At 32.9% G+C, this 18,427-nt stretch carries 21 protein-coding genes and 1 pseudogene; 10 read left to right on the top strand and 12 right to left on the bottom strand.

The genetic code is table 11. The annotated features are described in order from the left end of the window. Window positions 1–49: 49 nt before the first annotated feature. Window positions 50–1,855 (bottom strand): SulP family inorganic anion transporter, encoded by a 1,806-nt coding sequence (locus DK866_RS09760; RefSeq protein ID WP_167395482.1) that lies wholly within the window; start codon window positions 1,853–1,855, stop codon window positions 50–52. A 309-nt stretch (window positions 1,856–2,164) separates the two neighbouring features. Here DK866_RS09760 and DK866_RS09755 point away from each other — a divergent pair. Both DK866_RS09755 and yciA read left to right on the top strand, forming a co-directional pair. Further along, a pseudogene (locus DK866_RS09755) lies at window positions 2,165–2,713 on the top strand (septation protein A); the annotation flags it as partial. 255 nt (window positions 2,714–2,968) lie between these two features. Beyond that, on the top strand, window positions 2,969–3,400 hold the full coding sequence (gene yciA, locus DK866_RS09750) for an acyl-CoA thioester hydrolase YciA (RefSeq protein ID WP_006536988.1): 432 nt from the start codon (window positions 2,969–2,971) through the stop codon (window positions 3,398–3,400). A gap of 143 nt (window positions 3,401–3,543) precedes the next feature. Here yciA and tonB read toward each other — a convergent pair whose 3' ends face one another. Continuing rightward, window positions 3,544–4,263 (bottom strand): TonB system transport protein TonB, encoded by a 720-nt coding sequence (tonB, locus tag DK866_RS09745; RefSeq protein ID WP_109408741.1) that lies wholly within the window; start codon window positions 4,261–4,263, stop codon window positions 3,544–3,546. 113 nt (window positions 4,264–4,376) lie between these two features. Continuing rightward, window positions 4,377–4,559, bottom strand: a complete 183-nt coding sequence (locus tag DK866_RS09740) for a YciY family protein (protein WP_109408740.1) — start codon at window positions 4,557–4,559, stop codon at window positions 4,377–4,379. 305 nt (window positions 4,560–4,864) lie between these two features. Between DK866_RS09740 and cls the strand changes: the two genes are divergently transcribed. The 3 genes from cls to DK866_RS09725 all read left to right on the top strand — a co-directional run bounded on the left by cls (window position 4,865) and on the right by DK866_RS09725 (window position 7,039). After that, window positions 4,865–6,325, top strand: a complete 1,461-nt coding sequence (gene cls, locus DK866_RS09735) for a cardiolipin synthase (RefSeq protein ID WP_109408739.1) — start codon at window positions 4,865–4,867, stop codon at window positions 6,323–6,325. A gap of 82 nt (window positions 6,326–6,407) precedes the next feature. After that, on the top strand, window positions 6,408–6,737 hold the full coding sequence (locus tag DK866_RS09730) for an HI1450 family dsDNA-mimic protein (protein WP_409076918.1): 330 nt from the start codon (window positions 6,408–6,410) through the stop codon (window positions 6,735–6,737). A gap of 104 nt (window positions 6,738–6,841) precedes the next feature. Beyond that, complete coding sequence (locus tag DK866_RS09725; protein ID WP_109408737.1) at window positions 6,842–7,039, top strand: hypothetical protein; 198 nt, start codon at window positions 6,842–6,844, stop codon at window positions 7,037–7,039. Between the two features lie 97 nt (window positions 7,040–7,136). Here DK866_RS09725 and DK866_RS09720 read toward each other — a convergent pair whose 3' ends face one another. The 8 genes from DK866_RS09720 to DK866_RS09685 all read right to left on the bottom strand — a co-directional run bounded on the left by DK866_RS09720 (window position 7,137) and on the right by DK866_RS09685 (window position 12,359). Then, entirely contained in the window at window positions 7,137–7,418 is a 282-nt protein-coding gene (locus DK866_RS09720) for a hypothetical protein (protein ID WP_109408736.1), read from the bottom strand. A gap of 167 nt (window positions 7,419–7,585) precedes the next feature. Beyond that, on the bottom strand, window positions 7,586–8,041 hold the full coding sequence (locus tag DK866_RS09715) for a GNAT family N-acetyltransferase (RefSeq protein WP_109408735.1): 456 nt from the start codon (window positions 8,039–8,041) through the stop codon (window positions 7,586–7,588). Window positions 8,042–8,236: 195 nt separating this feature from the next. Next, window positions 8,237–8,776, bottom strand: coding sequence for an Ail/Lom family outer membrane beta-barrel protein (locus DK866_RS09710; protein WP_109408734.1), 540 nt, complete (start codon window positions 8,774–8,776; stop codon window positions 8,237–8,239). Window positions 8,777–9,107: 331 nt separating this feature from the next. Then, window positions 9,108–9,644, bottom strand: a complete 537-nt coding sequence (locus DK866_RS09705) for an Ail/Lom family outer membrane beta-barrel protein (protein ID WP_109408733.1) — start codon at window positions 9,642–9,644, stop codon at window positions 9,108–9,110. A gap of 440 nt (window positions 9,645–10,084) precedes the next feature. After that, entirely contained in the window at window positions 10,085–10,549 is a 465-nt protein-coding gene (locus DK866_RS09700; RefSeq protein ID WP_244179681.1) for a pentapeptide repeat-containing protein, read from the bottom strand. A gap of 203 nt (window positions 10,550–10,752) precedes the next feature. Beyond that, on the bottom strand, window positions 10,753–11,073 hold the full coding sequence (locus DK866_RS09695) for a hypothetical protein (RefSeq protein ID WP_109408732.1): 321 nt from the start codon (window positions 11,071–11,073) through the stop codon (window positions 10,753–10,755). A 66-nt stretch (window positions 11,074–11,139) separates the two neighbouring features. Beyond that, complete coding sequence (locus DK866_RS09690; protein ID WP_109408731.1) at window positions 11,140–11,436, bottom strand: putative quinol monooxygenase; 297 nt, start codon at window positions 11,434–11,436, stop codon at window positions 11,140–11,142. Between the two features lie 131 nt (window positions 11,437–11,567). Beyond that, window positions 11,568–12,359, bottom strand: a complete 792-nt coding sequence (locus DK866_RS09685; protein WP_109408730.1) for a nucleotidyltransferase domain-containing protein — start codon at window positions 12,357–12,359, stop codon at window positions 11,568–11,570. A gap of 255 nt (window positions 12,360–12,614) precedes the next feature. Between DK866_RS09685 and leuE the strand changes: the two genes are divergently transcribed. From leuE to ttcA, 3 genes are all read left to right on the top strand, one after another. Continuing rightward, entirely contained in the window at window positions 12,615–13,256 is a 642-nt protein-coding gene (leuE, locus tag DK866_RS09680; RefSeq protein WP_109408729.1) for a leucine efflux protein LeuE, read from the top strand. Window positions 13,257–13,523: 267 nt separating this feature from the next. Next, window positions 13,524–14,081, top strand: coding sequence for a 4Fe-4S dicluster domain-containing protein (locus DK866_RS09675; RefSeq protein WP_109408728.1), 558 nt, complete (start codon window positions 13,524–13,526; stop codon window positions 14,079–14,081). 290 nt (window positions 14,082–14,371) lie between these two features. After that, window positions 14,372–15,295, top strand: coding sequence for a tRNA 2-thiocytidine(32) synthetase TtcA (gene ttcA, locus DK866_RS09670; protein ID WP_109408727.1), 924 nt, complete (start codon window positions 14,372–14,374; stop codon window positions 15,293–15,295). Between the two features lie 313 nt (window positions 15,296–15,608). Here ttcA and zntB read toward each other — a convergent pair whose 3' ends face one another. Continuing rightward, entirely contained in the window at window positions 15,609–16,592 is a 984-nt protein-coding gene (gene zntB / locus DK866_RS09665; protein WP_109408726.1) for a zinc transporter ZntB, read from the bottom strand. 347 nt (window positions 16,593–16,939) lie between these two features. On the opposite strand from zntB, the gene DK866_RS09660 reads away from it, so the two are divergent. Both DK866_RS09660 and DK866_RS09655 read left to right on the top strand, forming a co-directional pair. Then, window positions 16,940–17,281, top strand: a complete 342-nt coding sequence (locus tag DK866_RS09660) for a DUF4377 domain-containing protein (RefSeq protein WP_109408725.1) — start codon at window positions 16,940–16,942, stop codon at window positions 17,279–17,281. 259 nt (window positions 17,282–17,540) lie between these two features. After that, window positions 17,541–18,101 (top strand): Ail/Lom family outer membrane beta-barrel protein, encoded by a 561-nt coding sequence (locus tag DK866_RS09655; protein ID WP_109408724.1) that lies wholly within the window; start codon window positions 17,541–17,543, stop codon window positions 18,099–18,101. Window positions 18,102–18,427 lie beyond the last annotated feature (326 nt).

The raw sequence follows: 18,427 nt of genomic DNA, 5'->3' as shown, positions 1-18,427 counted from the left end.
GGGATTTTACTTTGTATTCATCACCACTGGTAAAACTTAACCAAAATGCTTAATGTGTTGATGCATGGCTCTCTATTGGCACTTCTAATATCGAGTCTTCACTATTCTCAGCTTCTTGCTTTAATGCCTCTTTTCTTGCTTCTTTTTGCTTCTCTTTAATTTGTTGTCGGCTTTGATAAAGTCGGATCACAAAATAAAGATCGGGAGCAATAATCAAATCATCTTCATTGAGTGAAATCTTATTACGTTCAATCCAACGATTTAATTCTGTTCTGCGCCCAGCTAAAACTAATTTAACGCCTTTTATTCGCAATTCTCGTATTAGTTCATCAATAGCAGCAAACACACTGACATCGTCATAGGTAAAGCTTACAGCTGCATCTACCGCTAACCATGCTGGTCGTTGAGGTGCATTATCAACAAGTTGGAGTACCCGTTTTTTAAAATAACCCACATTAAAATAAGTCAGTGGTGAATTAAACCGATACATCATTAAGCCATCAATAGGCTCAATGCCATTATCTTTATTCATTGAGTGAACCATACCCTGTTCATCAACACCCAATAATTGATCGCTTGGACGAAAAACAATACGTAAAAATTGTAACAAACCTAATAAAACGGCAAAGCCGATACCATTAATTAGCCCTGCCAACAACACAGCTAATAAGGTGAATGATGCCAAGGTAAATGCTTGTTTATTACGTTTACGATAAGACCAAATATGACGAATACTTAGTAAAGACCATGAAGAAACAATCAAGACTATGCCTAATGAAGATAATGGAATATAGGCGAGAAAATCGGTCATAAATAATAGTACTAGCAGAATAACCAGTGCTGCGATAATAGAAACTAACTGCGTTTTCCCACCAACAGAGTCATTGACTGCAGTACGACTACTTGCCGCACTAACCGCGAATCCTTGAGAAAGCGCTGCCGCAATATTGGCAATACCTAACGCTTTTAACTCTTGATCTGCATCGACATCATAACCGTTCTTACTGGCAAAACTGCGGGCCGTCATCATAAAACTAACGAAGCTAATAACTGCCAAGTTTATAGATGGAACTAACAATTCTCTCAAGACACCAGGATGGAATCCCGTCATAGATACAACAGGTAAAAACAGATCAACATTTCCTGCATCTTTATCTACGATAGCAATACCAAAGCTTGCTAAATCAAATTGCCAACTTAAATACGTCATCACGACCATCGCAATTAAAGGGGCTGGCCATCGACTACGAAAATAACGAATGCCTAATAAGAGTGCTAATGTTATTGCAGACATTAACACTGTGGGTAAATGCGCATCCATTAATCGAAATGGAACTTCAATTAATTTTTCAATTAGGTGATCGGGGGAAGTATCAAAACCAAATACTTTACTGATTTGCCCAACCATAATGGTGATCGCGACACCATTTAAAAGTCCTTGTAAAATAGGTCGAGATAGAAAATCAGTAAAAGCCCCTAACCGAAAATGGCTGGCTAAAATACACCAAAATCCCGTCATTGCCGTCATAATAATTGCAAGTTGCCATCTAGCATTCTCGTCACCAGCAGATAATGGAATAACAACGGCAGCAATAACAGCACAGGTTGCGGCATCAGGCCCTGTAATTAACTGGCGCGATGTGCCAAATAACGCATAAATAATCATAGGAAAAATACAGGCATATAATCCAACAATTGGGTTAATCCCTAATAATTCGGTATAAGCAATTGCGACTGGCAATGCAACGGCAGCAACAGAAAGCCCTGCTTTTAAGTCATAGCCAAAATAATCACGCTTATAATTAAACAATAAGCCTAATCCTGGCATCCATTTTATTATTCTTTTTCCGTTCATTGATTTCCTCTTATCAGAAATACTTTTTTATTTATGCATTCATCAAAAAGTAGCGATAATGTTGATGAGTTACTGAATCATATACTAGAGTGATATTTAAATCCTCTTTCATAACTCAAGCTTTAATTTTAATCCCCCCCTAAATGCAATTATGTTGATTTTTCATTGAGTTATTTCAGAGAAAAACCGTGTTTTTTATATAAATCAGCACTTCATAATTAAAGATATGCAATTGTTTACCCATTTCCTGTCGCTTTGCATTAGAATAGCCTAGTTTATGAATTTAATTACCATAGGTTCCTATTTGTTATGAAAAATGGCTGGCTTAAGCAATTACTTGATTTCGCTCCACTATTAGTGTTTTTTATCTTCTATAAATGGCAAGATATTTTCTACGCTTCAGGTGCATTAATTGTCGCTACGTGGATTTCAGTCGGCTTGACGTGGCTTATTTTCCATAAAGTTGAAAAAGCACCACTCATTACGGCTATTGTTGTCACTATTTTTGGCTCATTAACTATCTTCTTCCATTCGGCTGATTTTATTAAATGGAAAGTCACGGCCATATATGCCATTTTTGCCGTTGTATTAATTGGTATGCAACTATTTACACCTAAAACATTAATGGAAAGAATGTTAGGTAAAGAGCTTGCCATGCCTGCGGCTAATTGGAAAAAAGTAAATATAGCTTGGGTGATTTTCTTTTTTGCTTGTGCCTTAGGTAATATCTACGTGGCATTCTCTTTACCAGAAGAGACTTGGGTTAATTTTAAAGTCTTCGGTTTAACCATTTTGACCTTTATCTTTACTATCGCCAGTGTAGTTTATATCTGGAATAATCGTTTACCAGAAGAACAAACTGAAGAAGAAGCCCCACAAAATGGTGAACACCTATTATCAGATGATATGACAAAACAAGCATCTAAACCGACATCACATGATGCTCATTCAAAATCTGAATAATCATTTTTATTTTATTGGGAGATGTGAACTCTAAATAACTCAAGTACAGCTAGGCGACAAATAAATGAGTTGCTACGAGTAACGCTACGGCTTGAAGTATAACGAGTAAATATCTCCTTGGTTTCAACATTAATAGATACATTATTCCCCATGACTGAACAACAATCTTTGCCTAATGGTGAGCTCGTTTTACGTACCCTTGCCATGCCTGCTGATACTAACGCCAATGGTGATATTTTCGGTGGCTGGTTAATGTCTCAAATGGACATTGGTGGTGCAATTTTAGCAAAAGAAATTGCGTTAGGTCGTGTCGTTACTGTAAGCGTAACGGGCATTACCTTTCTTAAACCTGTTGCTGTTGGCGATGTCGTCTGTTGCTACGCACGTTGCTTAAAAACTGGCAACTCTTCAATTACTGTTAATATTGAAGTCTGGGTTAAGAAAGTCGCCACAGAACCTGTCGGCCAACGCTATCGTGCAACAGAGGCTGTATTTACCTACGTTGCTGTTGACGAGAACAATTCAGCTCGTCGCTTACCTGAAGGTAAAGCGCACTTCACGCTAACAAGCACAATGGAATAAAAAGCTATTACGACAATTCGATTACGGCGAATAGCGTGAAAACATTAAAAATTAAATACTAAAAAGGCACTTATTAAAGTGCCTTTTATTTATCTGGTATCAAATAATGATATCACTTTGTTTAACCACTAATTTTATAAAAATTAGCTTGCTGATATTCCTGTCATTTTGAACTCAATCAGAACCACTTTTCCTTTATAAGGAATTTTTTCATAACGCCATTGACGCATCGCTCTTTTTACTTCGCGCTCAAACACATTTTTAGGATCAGCAGAAATAATTTCTACATTATCAACTCTTCCATCAGCATCAACATCAAAACGAACTTTAATTGAACCTTCCATCCCCACAGCGCGTGCTCGTGGTGGATATTCAGGTAAACCTTGACGTACTGCATTAGGTACTTTGCCTTCACCGCTACTTGCCACTGCAACTGGTTTTTCGTCACCTTTATCACTTGGCTTTGCCGTCGGGTTAAGATTTTTGAGATCATTACCTTTATTAACAACTAAAGGTTGTGGTCGCTCAACAGGCGGTTTGGGTTTGTCCACTGGTTTTGGCTTAGGTTTCGGTTTTGGTTCTGGTTTTTTCTCTATTGGTTTTTCGATAACAGGCTTCACATCTGGAATAGGTTCAGGCTCTGGTTCGGGTTCAGGCTCGACAACCGGTTCAGGCTCTGGAGGTGTGACTTCTTCAACCACAGGTTCTGGTTCGCCAGCAGGCTCATCTGCAGCAAATGCCAACATTTGTATAGAGATAGGCTCAGGTGTAACTGGCTTATCTTCTACAACATATAACATCGCTGCCGCAACAAGTGAGGCATGCAGACAGAGTGATATGAATACCCAAAGCTTCCAACGCATAACTGATCTTATTTCACCTAAAGAAAAAATAATGCCCCTAGTTTAAATGCAAATAGCAATCATATTCAATAACGTTTAGCAAAATGATTGATATAAAGTGTTAAAAAGTGGAATTATGAGTTCCATTCTATGTGTTGAACAAACAAAAGCGCTCTATGTTTTTTAGAAGTATCAAGTTTACGAAGTTTATAAATTCGGAAATTACGACGAGATTGCCCTTCTAACCATCGACGACGTTTACGTAATACTTGTCTCATCATTCGCCAACGTGCAACTTCATTCCTACTGTGTCTCATGCTATCAGCACCTATTTTTTCGAATAAGTGGTGTATTATAAGACGTTCATTTTGTGATCCAAGGGGCGATTTATAATTTGCTTAAATTTCATCCATTCTTTGAGCATTTCTCACAAAGAAAAAATAAATAATGAGTTGTATCTTATTGCTTATTTAATGCTTATCTCTCAATAAAGAGATTTGACAGAGATAATAATCCTGATTTAATAACAACATTCGGCAAATAACAAAAATAATGAACTATTTTTATTAAATTGCCTTTTGCTCATTCATGCAATTCATTTTCAACGGAAAATAGCTCTACTATGACAACATTTTATACTGTATTAAGTTGGCTAACCTTTTTCTTCTATTGGCTATTAATTGCGGGGGTCACATTTCGTGTCCTAATGCACCGACGACCCGTCACATCAACCATGACATGGTTATTAATCATTTATATCCTGCCACTAGTTGGGGTTATCGCTTATTTTGCCTTTGGTGAATTACATCTTGGTAAACGACGCGTTGAGCATGCTAAACAAATGTGGCCTTCTGTTGTTGCATGGCTTGAAGACTTAAGAAAATGCAAGCATATCTTTGCGACAAGTACGAGTGATGTTGCAACACCTCTTTTCCAATTAACGGCTAAACGTCAGGGCATTAAAGGGGTTAAAGGTAACAAAATTGAGCTTTTAACAACCTGTGAAGATTCTCTCAATTCGATTACACGTGATATTAATAATGCACGCGACAACATTGAAATGGTCTTTTATATTTGGCAATCAGGTGGTTTAGTTGATGAAGTCACCGAGGCATTAATTAGAGCGGCTAAACGTGGCGTAAAATGTAGGATCATGGTTGACTCAGCTGGTAGTTGGAATTTCTTTCGAACTAAAGGCCCTGATGTGATGAGGGCGGCAGGTATTGAGTTTGTCGAATCATTGCATGTTAATTTATTCCGTTTTTTCTTGCGCCGTATGGATTTGCGTCAGCATCGAAAAATCGTCTTAATTGATAACTATATTTCCTACACAGGAAGTATGAATATGGTTGATCCTCGTTATTTCAAACAAGATTCAGGCGTTGGTCAATGGATTGATATTATGGTAAGAATGGAAGGCCCTGTTTCAACCACTTTAGGGATGATTTATGCCTTTGATTGGGAAATGGAAACCGGAGAACGTCACTTACCACCACCGCCTGATGATAATATCATGCCTTGTGAACAAGAAAGTGGTCACACAACACAGGTTATCGCATCAGGCCCTGGGTTTCCTGATGAGCTTATTCAACAATCCTTAATCACAGCTATTTATTCTGCAAGAAAAGAATTAGTACTCACAACACCTTATTTTGTACCTAGTGACGATCTTGCACATGCCATCTCAACCGCAGCAATGCGTGGTGTTGAGGTAAGTATTATAGTGCCTCGTAGTAATGACTCTTTTCTTGTGCGTTGGGCAAGTCGTGCATTTTTTACAGAAATGCTCGAAGCAGGTGTGAAAGTCTTTCAGTTTGAAGATGGCTTATTACATACCAAAAGCGTCATGGTTGATGGGCAACTCAGTATGGTAGGTTCAGTAAATCTTGATATGCGTAGTTTGTGGTTAAATTTTGAAATTACCGTTGTTATTGATGATGAAGGTTTTGGAAGTGATTTAAGCATTGTTCAGTATGATTATATTGCTCGCTCTACAGAATTAACTATGGATGAATGGGAAAAACGACCATTCTTAAATCGTGTATTAGAGCGTATCTGCTATTTCTTTAGCCCTCTGTTATAATCAGAAAGGTAACAATATATTTTGCTAAATGAGCAAAAATATCATACAAACAACGCGATAATTATTGGAATAATAAACAGGCATTACCATGAATGAACCAACCTTAATTAGTGAAGATGAAGCTCTAGAACAAGCTTATGATTTATTTTTAGCTCAAGCAGTCGATAATTTGGATGTTGCAGATCAATTACTATTTAACCTGCAATTTGAAGAAAGAGGCGCAGCTGAAGTGGTTCCATTAGGTAATGATTGGCAGTTTATTGTCGGCCTTCCTGTTACACCTGCTCGCTTTAGCGAAGTGATTATTGGTCTTGCACCTGATGACGATTCCGATATTGATGATATTTTTGGCCGTGTCCTAATTAGTCGCGATCCATTACAGCCTATGTTCCATATTATTTGGAAATCTTGATATCCGCCCCCTGAAGAACGCGGTTTTACTGCGCACCTGATAATTACCTTTATCTTCACCTGCTTATGTTTTAGTAGGTGATTTTTTATGTCTGAGAGAAATAAATGAGTGATAGTCACTTTATTATTGATGCTATTTTTGCCTTAGCTTTCTTTGGAGCATTTTACTGGTATATCTGCGTAGCAGTTATTATCGTCATGCTCTATGCCACAATAAAAACACAAAAAATATTATTTCGTCTTTTGTTTATGTTCATCGCTTTAGTTTTTGCTTATTTACCCTTTATGCAATATCTTTGGTAATAATGGTATAGAAAATGAAAAACACTATATAAGCATAAGCAATATAAGCATAAGCAATTAGTACCTTTCACCTATTTTTACCTTTGATATGGGTAATTCACTCAAAGCATTTGGATGAATGAGCAATAGTTAAAAACATTGTACCTTCTCTTGTGAGCGTACTATCTTGTTTTATTGGTGGTGATTTGATCATTCTATCAATTTCAGTTGAAGAAAATTTATCACGCGCTTCATTATAAAAACACAGACATTGCTCGTTTGTTACTGTGCTATAAATATTCAATGTATCCATGCAATATTCAATAACTCTATTTTCTTGTGACTCAGAGCAAGCCGATAGGATGAATAAAGATAAAATAATCACTAAATTTTTTTTCATAATAATTCCACTATTATATTATTTATTAATTTATGAAAAAATTATTTCATTAAATCATGAGTATTATTACGATATAAATCAAATTTAAGTGGATAATTATTATTTATATAAGATAAATAATAATAATTTTCACTGTCTCTTCTATTTTATATCTTTATATATTTTTCTCAGTATTTATACTTACTTTTATTTAATCTTAAATGCAATAATGGAAAAGGATTTCCTTGCCCATCTACTTCAGAGCGCCCTACTTGCTCAAATCCAATATAAAGATAAAAGCCAATTGCCTGAGGATTTTGCTCGTTTACATCTAACTCATCAATATGCAATGTATTTATCGCAAAATTTGCAAGCAATTTACCACAACCATTCCCTCTAGAATTTGCATCAACAAAGAGCATTTCTAATTTATTTTCTGCCGCACCCAAGATCCCATGAATAACATTATTATTGTCTATCGCAATATAGGTATTAAGCATAGGAAAATACTGTTCTACAATATTTTTTTTAAGAGATAAAATAATATTTTCAGATAGAAATGCATGCGTAGCTCTAACCGATGATTCCCAAACTGTAATCATTTCATCATAGTGTGAAGGTTCTGCTTTTATTATAGTTAACATATAATTTCCTAATAAAAATTATTTTTTAATATGATTTATTATATCTGAATAAGAATAATTAAAAATTATAATTTTTTTGTATGTTAAGTTATAGCGATGAACTTATATTTTTCAAATAAAGGTTGATAAACATATTACCAACCATTTTTATCAAAAAGAAAATTTATCTATTTTTTATAATGAACCGTAATAAAATTAGAATCGATAACCAAGCCCGATCACCCATGTACCAAATTCGATATTATTTAACTTTGAGTATTCGTAAGATGCATCAATAGCAAGTTTTGCAATCGGGTTATATTGTAAGCCCGCACCATAACTATTTGATATCTTATTGAAATGAATATTACCAGAGTTATTTTCACAGTTTAATTTCATGTTAATTGAGCTAATACCAATCAAACCATATAAATTTATATATTCATTAAAACGATAACTTGGGCCTATAGAGAATAAGTAATAATTATAATTTATATTCCCTTTACTATCATTAATATCAAAAGAATACTTTTCTTTATTATATGTAAATGAGCCAAACATGCCCCAATCATTCATTAATTTATAATTATATTTAACATTAATACCTTTAGGCGTATCAATTACATTATTACTATCCATTTTTAATTGACTTTGTGCATAACCTAAAGAAAATGTATTTTTCAATGTTGCCGACGTACTAAAAGATAGTGTTGACAAAACAATCATGATCATTGAAACAAATAGTTTATATTTCATTATATTTCCCGACAAATTAAATTCTATAAAAAAATAAAACACCAAAATATAATTAGCATTAAAATTAATTTAGTGTTATAGAGTAAAAATCTCACTTAAACAATAAATAAAAATTTGAAGGAAATAAATATATTGTTATTTATAAATTAATAATAAATATTATATTTTAAAAAATAGACCAAAAATGATATTTAAACTGAAATAGAAATAAATGAAAAGTATTTAAATTTAGAATGAAGTGTTAAATGGAATATTAATTCCAATTTTATGATGTGATTTTTAAAAGGCCACATAATGTGGCCTTTTAAAAATATTATTTATCAACTTAATATTAGAAACGGTAACCGACACCTAATACCCAAGTACCAAATTTTGCATTATCAAATTTTGAGTATTCATAAGAAGCATCAATTGCTACGTTTGGGATTGGATTAATTTGCAAACCTAATCCATAAGCCATGGACGTTTTGCTATATGTATCATTAACATAATAATATTTATCTTCTTGGCTAACGTGACCAAGACCAATTAAACCATATGCACTAAAATAGTCATTAAAACGATAACTAGGCCCAGCCGTTAATGAAACATAGTCAATTTCACTTGAACCAATTTTTCCCCAACGACTATAATAATTATAGGTTAATTTTGTATACGTCAGTGATCCAATAACTCCCCACTCATTATCAAATTCATGGTTATACTTAAAGTTAACCCCTTTAGGATTATCATCTATTTTATCATCATTCAATTTAATTGAACTTTGAGCATAACCTACTGATAAAGTATTATCTAACGCGGCTTGTACATTAAAAGAAAGTGTAGAAATAGCTAACAACGAAGTAGATAGAAATAAATTACGATTCATTTTTATTCTCTATATAAAAACAAAGGATAGAAAAAAGGAACTAAACTAGAATTTAGCTCTCTTATTAAATTGAGTTTAATACTCAATAAATTTTATTTATAAATAATACGTTATTAATTAATTTTTATAAAGAAATTCTTATGGTTAAATTGATAATTAAAAGACCATCTGTCTCAACAACAAACTTACCTTATTTTTCTCTATTATTAAGGGAATATTAAGTCTATAAAATCATAAAAAAACTGATTTTAAATTTTAATTAGATTTTTTGTTTTCTATCTATTATTAATATTTTATTATTTATTAAACGTAAAAACTTAACTGTCAACTAAAGTAAATATATTTTTTTATTAATACAATGTAGCTCTTATTTTAAATAATTTAAATATTTATGCTGTGCAGTAACCTCAAATTAAATATTACTTAACTCTCTATGGTGATTAATCAATCAATTTAATATCAAGATATTTAAGTAAATCGAGTGCTTCTATTTTAGAAAAAATTGCTTTCGTCATTTTATTTTGCCGAATATCAATATCAAAAGAATGCGAATGAGTAAAATCGACCCCTTCTAAATTTGTTTGCATAAACAAACTATTAGAAAAATCAGAACCTACCATAAGTGATCTTTGAAGCTCTGCATTTCTAAAATCCACATCATGTAATTTACACTCTTCAAAAATAGATTCGCTCAGTTTTAATCCAAAAAAGTTACATCCGTTTAAAATGCTATTTTTAAAACTGAGTTGAGAATAAAGATCGAATTTTGGCCAATGCGCTTTTGTCCAGTCAATACCAACAAGTTTACATCCAACAAATTCAGTATTAGAAAATCGAGTATTAGGAAAATTAGCTAAACTTAAATTACATTGTTCAAATAAACAATGTATAAACTTGCAATGCAATAGCTCAGCAGATAAAAATTACACTGGTGAAATTCACATTCCTCAAAAATAACATTGTTAAGTGCCAATTCATTAATATCAAGTTTAGTGAAAGTTCTATCTAAATATTCTTGATTGCTCTTTAATTTTTCCATATATGAACTCAATAGAAGTGTATATTAATCTAGAGGTAAAACAGGCCTAGAGTAAAGTTTATTTTATGTTTATATATTATTAGCAAGTTGCATTTTTAACCAAAAATTTTGCTGACATAAATTAAAAAATTCTTTCCGACAAGGAGAGATAATTTTGTTATTCGATTCTACAATTTCCCAAGTGATCCAATGTTCAGGACATTGAGCGTCATTATCATAGAACTCTGTTTCTATCTCTTCTGTGCATTTCAAGATGACACCATCAGGAAATAACCAACTATGAGTTGCTCTGGTTATTTCTGCTAAGTTATCCCAAAATTTCTGAGTACTTAAAATTTGATAATTATCTTCTTGGTTTACAATTTGATATATATATTTCGCTAACATCATCATCTCTCTTGTTTTATTTCTTAATATTTAGTGTATTCACTATAATTGAGACAAGTTTTATTGCTTTTAATTTTCATCAAAAGCATCTGTCATAAGCAAAAATTTAGGCTCGGCTTTTTTATATGCATTGATCATCGGAACTAGTCGCTGGAAATGTTCACTAGCACAATGTGTATCAAGCGCAGCATGATCTGGCCATTGCTCAACAAAGACAAAGTGGCCTGGATCTTTTTCATCAACATATAAATTATAGCTAATACAAAGAGGCTCTTTTTTAGTCGCTTCGACAAGCTCACGATAAAGAGGTAAAACAATTTCTATCGCTTCTGTTTTAATAAAATCTTCAGCAATCACTTTTAACATCACATTTTCCTTACCGTAATTGAATAACACAAGATACTGTATAAAAAAACAGATAAATATAGTCTAGTTAACTTAAGAGATCTGGACTTTTTACATAAGAAAAATGCTTCTTTAAAAGAATAAAAATCACCTTAGTTTTTCAGGCTATCCTCTTTATCTTTCTTTAAACACTCGACTTCTAACCAATGAGTAAATAGCTTTGCTTTTTGTATAAACACATTTATATCATCGAGTGGGTTTATGCTTTCAGATAAAAGATAATTAATACTTTTTTGTTGTTCTGGATAATTTGCTTCTACTATTTTTACAAAGTCTTCTAGTGTTTCAGGCCAATATTCATCTTTTTCACTACGTAAAATATTTGTTGAGCGAATTAGTTTACGCGCTATTGCCCTTTGTAAGTGATGTTTTTCAATAGCCAACTGCCTTTCATCTATCTGTTTAATATAGCTATCTATAACTTGTACAAAATCACCATTTATTGCCAAGGCAATTTTTCTTGATGGTGAGAATGGTAAAAAATATTGAGTTAAATCATCACCAAAAATACAACGACAGTGATGTTTTAACCAATAGCCCCAACTGTATAAATTGTTAGGCGCCAATACCTCGCTTAAAACACCAATATCGAAATCAATTTTGCTGACAATAGAGTGTTGTTTTTCTAATATTGCTCTTGCGTTATCTAACAGGTGAATTTCGCTTTCGTTTATTTCATGATTTAAAATTAAGCAAATATCTAAGTCTGATATTCCCTCTGTTGCGCATCCATTAGCCACACTGCCATAAACATATATGCTATGTAATCTTTCTTTTAACAATTGAGGAAGTTGCTCAGTGACATCAGTAATGACAGATTGAAATGATGATTGAAAACACTTTGTGGAAGGTAACTTTATTTTACCTACTTGAGAAATTGTCATAGCTTACCTTTATGGAAAATCTATATATAATTAAACCCTAACTCTTTTTTAGCAAGACGCAATGCATAAAAAACAAAACGATGCAGCAACCTGTTTTGAAACAATAAAAAAGGTCTGTTTCTCACATAGTAGGCAGTAAATATCAAACATTTATTCTCAATATCAATAAAAATATACGTTTAAATAATACTGATTCTCTTTATATAATAACCATTCATTAAGTAATACAGAGAAAGTAAGATTTTGGGGGTTAACGTGTGGCTTGAACAATTTGGTGTACTCAATATCTGGACATACCTTGCAGGCATGTTTTTTATTATTCTAGTTCCTGGCCCTAATACACTTTATGTGCTAAAAACAAGCGCATCAGGGGGCGTCAGGGATGGCTATCGTGCTGCATTCGGTGTCTTTTTAGGTGATGCCATTTTAATTTTTCTCGCCTTTATTGGTGTTGCATCTGTTATAAAAGCCTCTCCTGTACTCTTTACTATTGTCCGTTTTTTAGGTGCTTTTTACCTCCTTTATTTGGGAGTAAAGATTATCCATGCAACTTTTTTCTCCAAAAAAGTACATTCAGAACAAACAACGACAGTACAGAAACACGTTTTCAGAAAAGCGCTTACATTAAGTATGACCAATCCTAAAGCGATTCTATTTTATATTTCATTTTTTGTTCAGTTTATAGATTTTAATTATGCACATACCGGATTATCTTATTTGATTCTTGCTTCCATGCTTGAAGCATTTAGCTTTATTTATCTCTCTTTTCTAATATTTGGTGGTGTAGCCCTTGCCCGCTTCTTTGGCTCACGTAAAAATATTGCAAAATTAGGAAATGGTGTTATTGGGCTTTTCTTTATGGGATTCGCGACTAAACTAGCAACATTATCATCCTGATTTTTAATAACAAACTTTATTAAAGAGATGGCAATCAGAATAAGATTGCCACTTTTTAATATACGATTATTTACGTATATTTATAAAATTCCACTCCTATTATTTTATTAAATACTATTCATTCTCATTCTATTTTAGTTTTAAAATCTATTTTTTATTTTATTATTATTTAACCTCATTTATTTAATATAAATTTGATTAATATTATTAAAACACTCCCATTATCGATATATCATAAAATACATATCCCTATAGATAGGTATTGAGATGAATAGCCAAATTGTTATTGATTCTAAAAAATGTATTGGCTGTAAGACGTGCGAAGTCGTTTGTTCAGTCGGTCACACCTCAGAAAAAGATGGAAATGATTTTCTCAATAAAAAGAATTTTCATCCTAGAATACGTATTATTAAATTAATGCATCAGTTTACTGCTTCTGTTTGCCATCAATGTGAAGATGCACCTTGTGCACAAGCTTGCCAAACACAAGCATTAGTGCGTGGTGAAAACTTCGTTGAAATACACCCTGAAAATTGTATTGGATGTAGAGCCTGTCTTTTAGCTTGCCCTTTTGGCGCCATTGAGCTTGAGAAAAAAAACAACACCTCCCCAACTTCATTTTTAGATCTTGGCCAACATTTCCAAGTTGATATCGTCAAATGTGATTTATGTAATCATAGAGAACAAGGGCCTGCCTGTGTTGAATATTGTCCTCAAGACGCCTTAATTTTAGTCTCTGATAACGATCTAACACAATTGACTGCTGAACGTAGAAAAAACTCGATTTTACGCGAAGATATTAATATACAGGGAATATCTATTTAAAATTACAATAGCCTTATCCATTTCTATAAGGCTATTACTTCTTACTTTTTACTACCTTGAAATCGCTTAACTGTAGTTATCTATATCGAAACTACCCTGCCATCTGCTATCATTAGCGACTTATCCATTTTCTTGCCATAAATAACTTTGTTTTCCAAACCACTCATCAATTGAGTTATAAAACATTTTATTGATTTATATAGCTTTTAAATCATTCAACGTTCGAGATAGAAAACAAAGCCTTGGTTAGCAAGTTACAGATTAATCAGCAACGATATAGAACCGTAAAAATGAGCATTCCAAAAGAACAGTATAATTTCAACAAACTACAAAAACGCTTACGCCGCGATGTTGGGCAAGCTATCGCTGACTTTAATATGATAGAAGATGGCGATAAAATCATGGTCTGCCTTTCTGGTGGTAAAGATAGTTACACTCTACTTTCTATCTTAATGAATCTGCAAAAAAGTGCGCCAATTAATTTTTCACTTATTGCCGTGAATTTAGACCAAAAACAACCTGGATTTCCTGAGCATATTTTACCAGAGTATTTAAATGAGCTCGGTGTGGAATATAGAATTGTTGAAGAAAATACCTATGGAATTGTCAAAGATATTATTCCTGAAGGTAAAACAACCTGCTCTTTATGCTCTCGTTTACGTCGTGGTATTTTGTATCGTACAGCGACAGAGTTGGGCGCTACTAAGATCGCGCTAGGACATCATCGTGATGATATTTTAGAAACATTATTCTTAAATATGTTTTATGGTGGAAAACTTAAAGGTATGCCACCTAAATTAATGAGTGATGATGGTAAACAAATTGTTATTCGCCCTCTTGCTTATGCTCGTGAAAAAGATATTGAGCGTTTTGCCCAAGCAAAACAGTTCCCAATTATCCCGTGTAATCTTTGTGGTTCACAGCCTAATCTACAACGTCAAGTTATTAAAGAGATGCTAAGAGATTGGGATAAGCGTTACCCTGGACGTATTGAAACTATGTTTAGAGCAACACAGAATATTGTTCCATCACACTTATGTGATACTCAATTATTTGATTTTGCTAATATCAAACATGGGGATGAAGTCATTAATGGTGGCGACTTAGCTTTTGATAAAGATGATATTCCAACCGTACCCGTGATGTTCCAAGAAGAAGATGATGAACGCCCTGACTTTAGCCAAAACAAACTCGATATTATTGAAGTGAAATAAAACACGATATCCTAATCCTAAGTCTTGTTTTCAAGGCTTAGGACTTTTATGACCAAATAATCACCAATAATAAATTTAAGCAAAAAAAAACCGATGTTAATAAACATCGGTGTAATAATGGTCAATTATTCTGTATTAAGAACTCAATATGAGAAAAACTACAATTATGGAGCACAACGTTCATCGCTCAACGTTGTATTCACCTGCGAGAGTTATAATGCCAGATGTTCTATTTTAAAAAATTGATATATCTCAAACAGGGTTAGAGAATTCTTTTTTAAATCCATTTAGTTACGATTAATTTGCTGAATTTTTACAACCATCTACTACGCTTTAACCACCAAGTAACAATCACAATCAAAACAAAGAGAGATAAACAAAAAATGGCAAAACCATAAGGGAATTCATTTCCTGGAATTCCGCCTAAATTGACACCAAATAGCCCTGTTAGAAATGTTGTTGGTAAAAATAACATCGCCATTAATGACATAGTGTAAGTACGTCTATTCATCGCATCTGCCATCATTGATGTTATTTCATCAGCGATCACCGCTGTACGAGAAATACTACTGTCCAAATCCTCTAGACGCCGAGAAAGTCTTTCTGATATTTCGAGCATTGTGACTCTATCGCTATCACTCATCCATGGTAATTTTTCGATAGAAAGCCTAGAAAATACATCTCGTTGCGGAGCCATGTAGCGACGCAAAACTATTAACTGTTTTCTTAATAATGCGAGTTCACCTCTTGCTGGTATTTGTTGATCAAGGATCATATCTTCGAGTTCAATTAATTGGTCATGCAACGTTTCAACAAATTCACCTATTTCATCAGTAACAGCATCTGCCATAGTTATAAGCCAATCACCACTGCTTTCTGGTCCACTGCCTAACTCTAAGGTATGAATAACAGAATCCACTGAATTAACTCGACGATGACGACTCGAAACAATTGTTTGGCTGTTAATATAAATTCTGAATGCGACTAGTTCATCAGGTCTATCATTAGGATTATTATTAATTGTTTGCAAATTGATGACGACACCTTCACCAATCCTTTGTGCTTTTGGTCTGATGTTCTCTGCTAATAATACATCTTTGGCAATAGGTGGAAGTGCTTCTGTTTCTTCTATCCATTTCGCACTTTGTGGCTTACGATAGTCCAAATGTATCCAATAAGGATTATCGTTTGTAGCGATTGTATCTGCTGTTATTTCTATTACTCCACCATGACCATCAAGTTGCGCGGTGTAAATTGCATCTGAATCTTGCAAAATAGAGTCATTAATTGTTTTCATTTAGTTTCCTCCGTACGCTTGCTTTAGTCGCAATAGATTAATTTATCGTCTCTTTATCTAATTATTTTTCAATATTTTATTTTATACTTTCTTCTAGTTCACTGTATATCAACACTATTTTTGTATAATTAATCTAAAACTTCTATTTATATTTCCCACTTTAGGATTATTACACTAAATCCAATTCGGATAATTACGTTAGTATATTAATACTAGAAATATCTATAGGTAACTTACTTTATTTATAGGAAAAATTTTATCTACTGTAATTTATAATAATTAGATCCCTAGTGTATACTAAATATTATCTTATACATTTATTGCAACCTAAAAATAAGGTCATCAATATGAAAAAATTTCTCGCTATTCCTTTATTTTTGCTTTTAGCTGGATGCAATGATGCAACATCGACTGAAAGTGCTAATACTGCCTCTACTTCTGATACAACAAAAACACTTCTAGTCGATTCACAACTTTATGATTGTGTCGGTGTTGCACCAATGAAATGCATGAAGGTGAAAGAGCTTCCTTCAGGCGAATGGTCCCTTTTCTATCAGAACATTGAAGGTTTTGAATATAAAGCAGGTACTGAATACACATTAAAAGTAAATGTTACAGATATTCCTAATCCACCAGCTGATGCACCTAGTGTAAAATATACACTGGTAGAAATTGTCGATAAAAAATAATTTTTTACTTAATTTAAACTCACAATAGACCGTATTCGCTATTGTGAGTCATTTATCTATTGATATTATTCTTCTGATAGCTCCTTATTAACCAATTAATAAAACTTATTAATAAGCTATTTATGTGTTCTCATTTTTTATTATGTATTAAAGATAAGTCTGCTAATTTTTTTTAAGAGTAATTTCAATCAATTAACATTGAAATCGTGTTTGAATTTACTAAAAATAGAGCTCTTCACATCAACATAGAACCTCTATAATGAATAAATTAATACTTATTTTAATTAGCTTAATTTTACCTTACTCTTCTGCATTATATGCTTACAATGAATCACATACTGTCTATAGTGGCTATATTTACGGAAAACTAAAAGGAGATACCGCCAAAGGCCCTATAATCAATTATCGTTATGAAACAGAAAATGCTTGGGGTTTATTAATTTCTCTACTCTATTTAAATTCAAATCATAAAGAACCCTTTAAAGATCCTCGTTTTATCACTCCATCAATAAAACAATATAAAACTAAAACCACAGCTCTATTAATCGGCCCTACTTATAGAATAACGCCTAAGTTTTCTGTTTATGCTCAAATGGGGCCCAATAAATTAAAGCATCAAGAAAATAAATTTCACCCTGAAATAAATACCACAGACACGCATAGAGTGGATACAACAAGTGTTATTGGTCAAATAGGCATCGATTATAACCCCATAAAAGAGGTTGCAATTAACTTTGGTTATCTTTATTCCGATACCACTGCAAATAAACGCCATATTGAATTAAATAGCATACAATTATCTTTAGGTTATCGCTTTTAAAACCCCCTTATAAACTATAATTTAATTTAACAATTTATAGAGTACCAAGAGGTGGTTTTATCTATAAAAGGCTTAAATATAACAATAAACTTATCAATTTTTATTATCTTTAAGGGATTATACCTATAAATAATATGAAATATAATATTTAACATCGAACGCATTGCACAATTAGTCAAAACAAAGTGGCAAAAATGTATTAACATCTCTTCTGCAATGTTTATTCCTTTTGAGTCTCCTTCTGTTTTTATAACAGAGGGACTTTTTTTATACATATATTATTAATTGCTGTAACAGTTCGATACAATAAAAAGCGTGCAAATAGA

Origin of the sequence: Proteus genomosp. 4 str. ATCC 51469 (assembly GCF_003144375.1) — a bacterium.
Lineage (GTDB): Bacteria > Pseudomonadota > Gammaproteobacteria > Enterobacterales > Enterobacteriaceae > Proteus.
The sequence above is the reverse complement of the archived record's forward strand: the minus strand, read 5'-3'. Positions and strand labels throughout refer to the sequence as shown.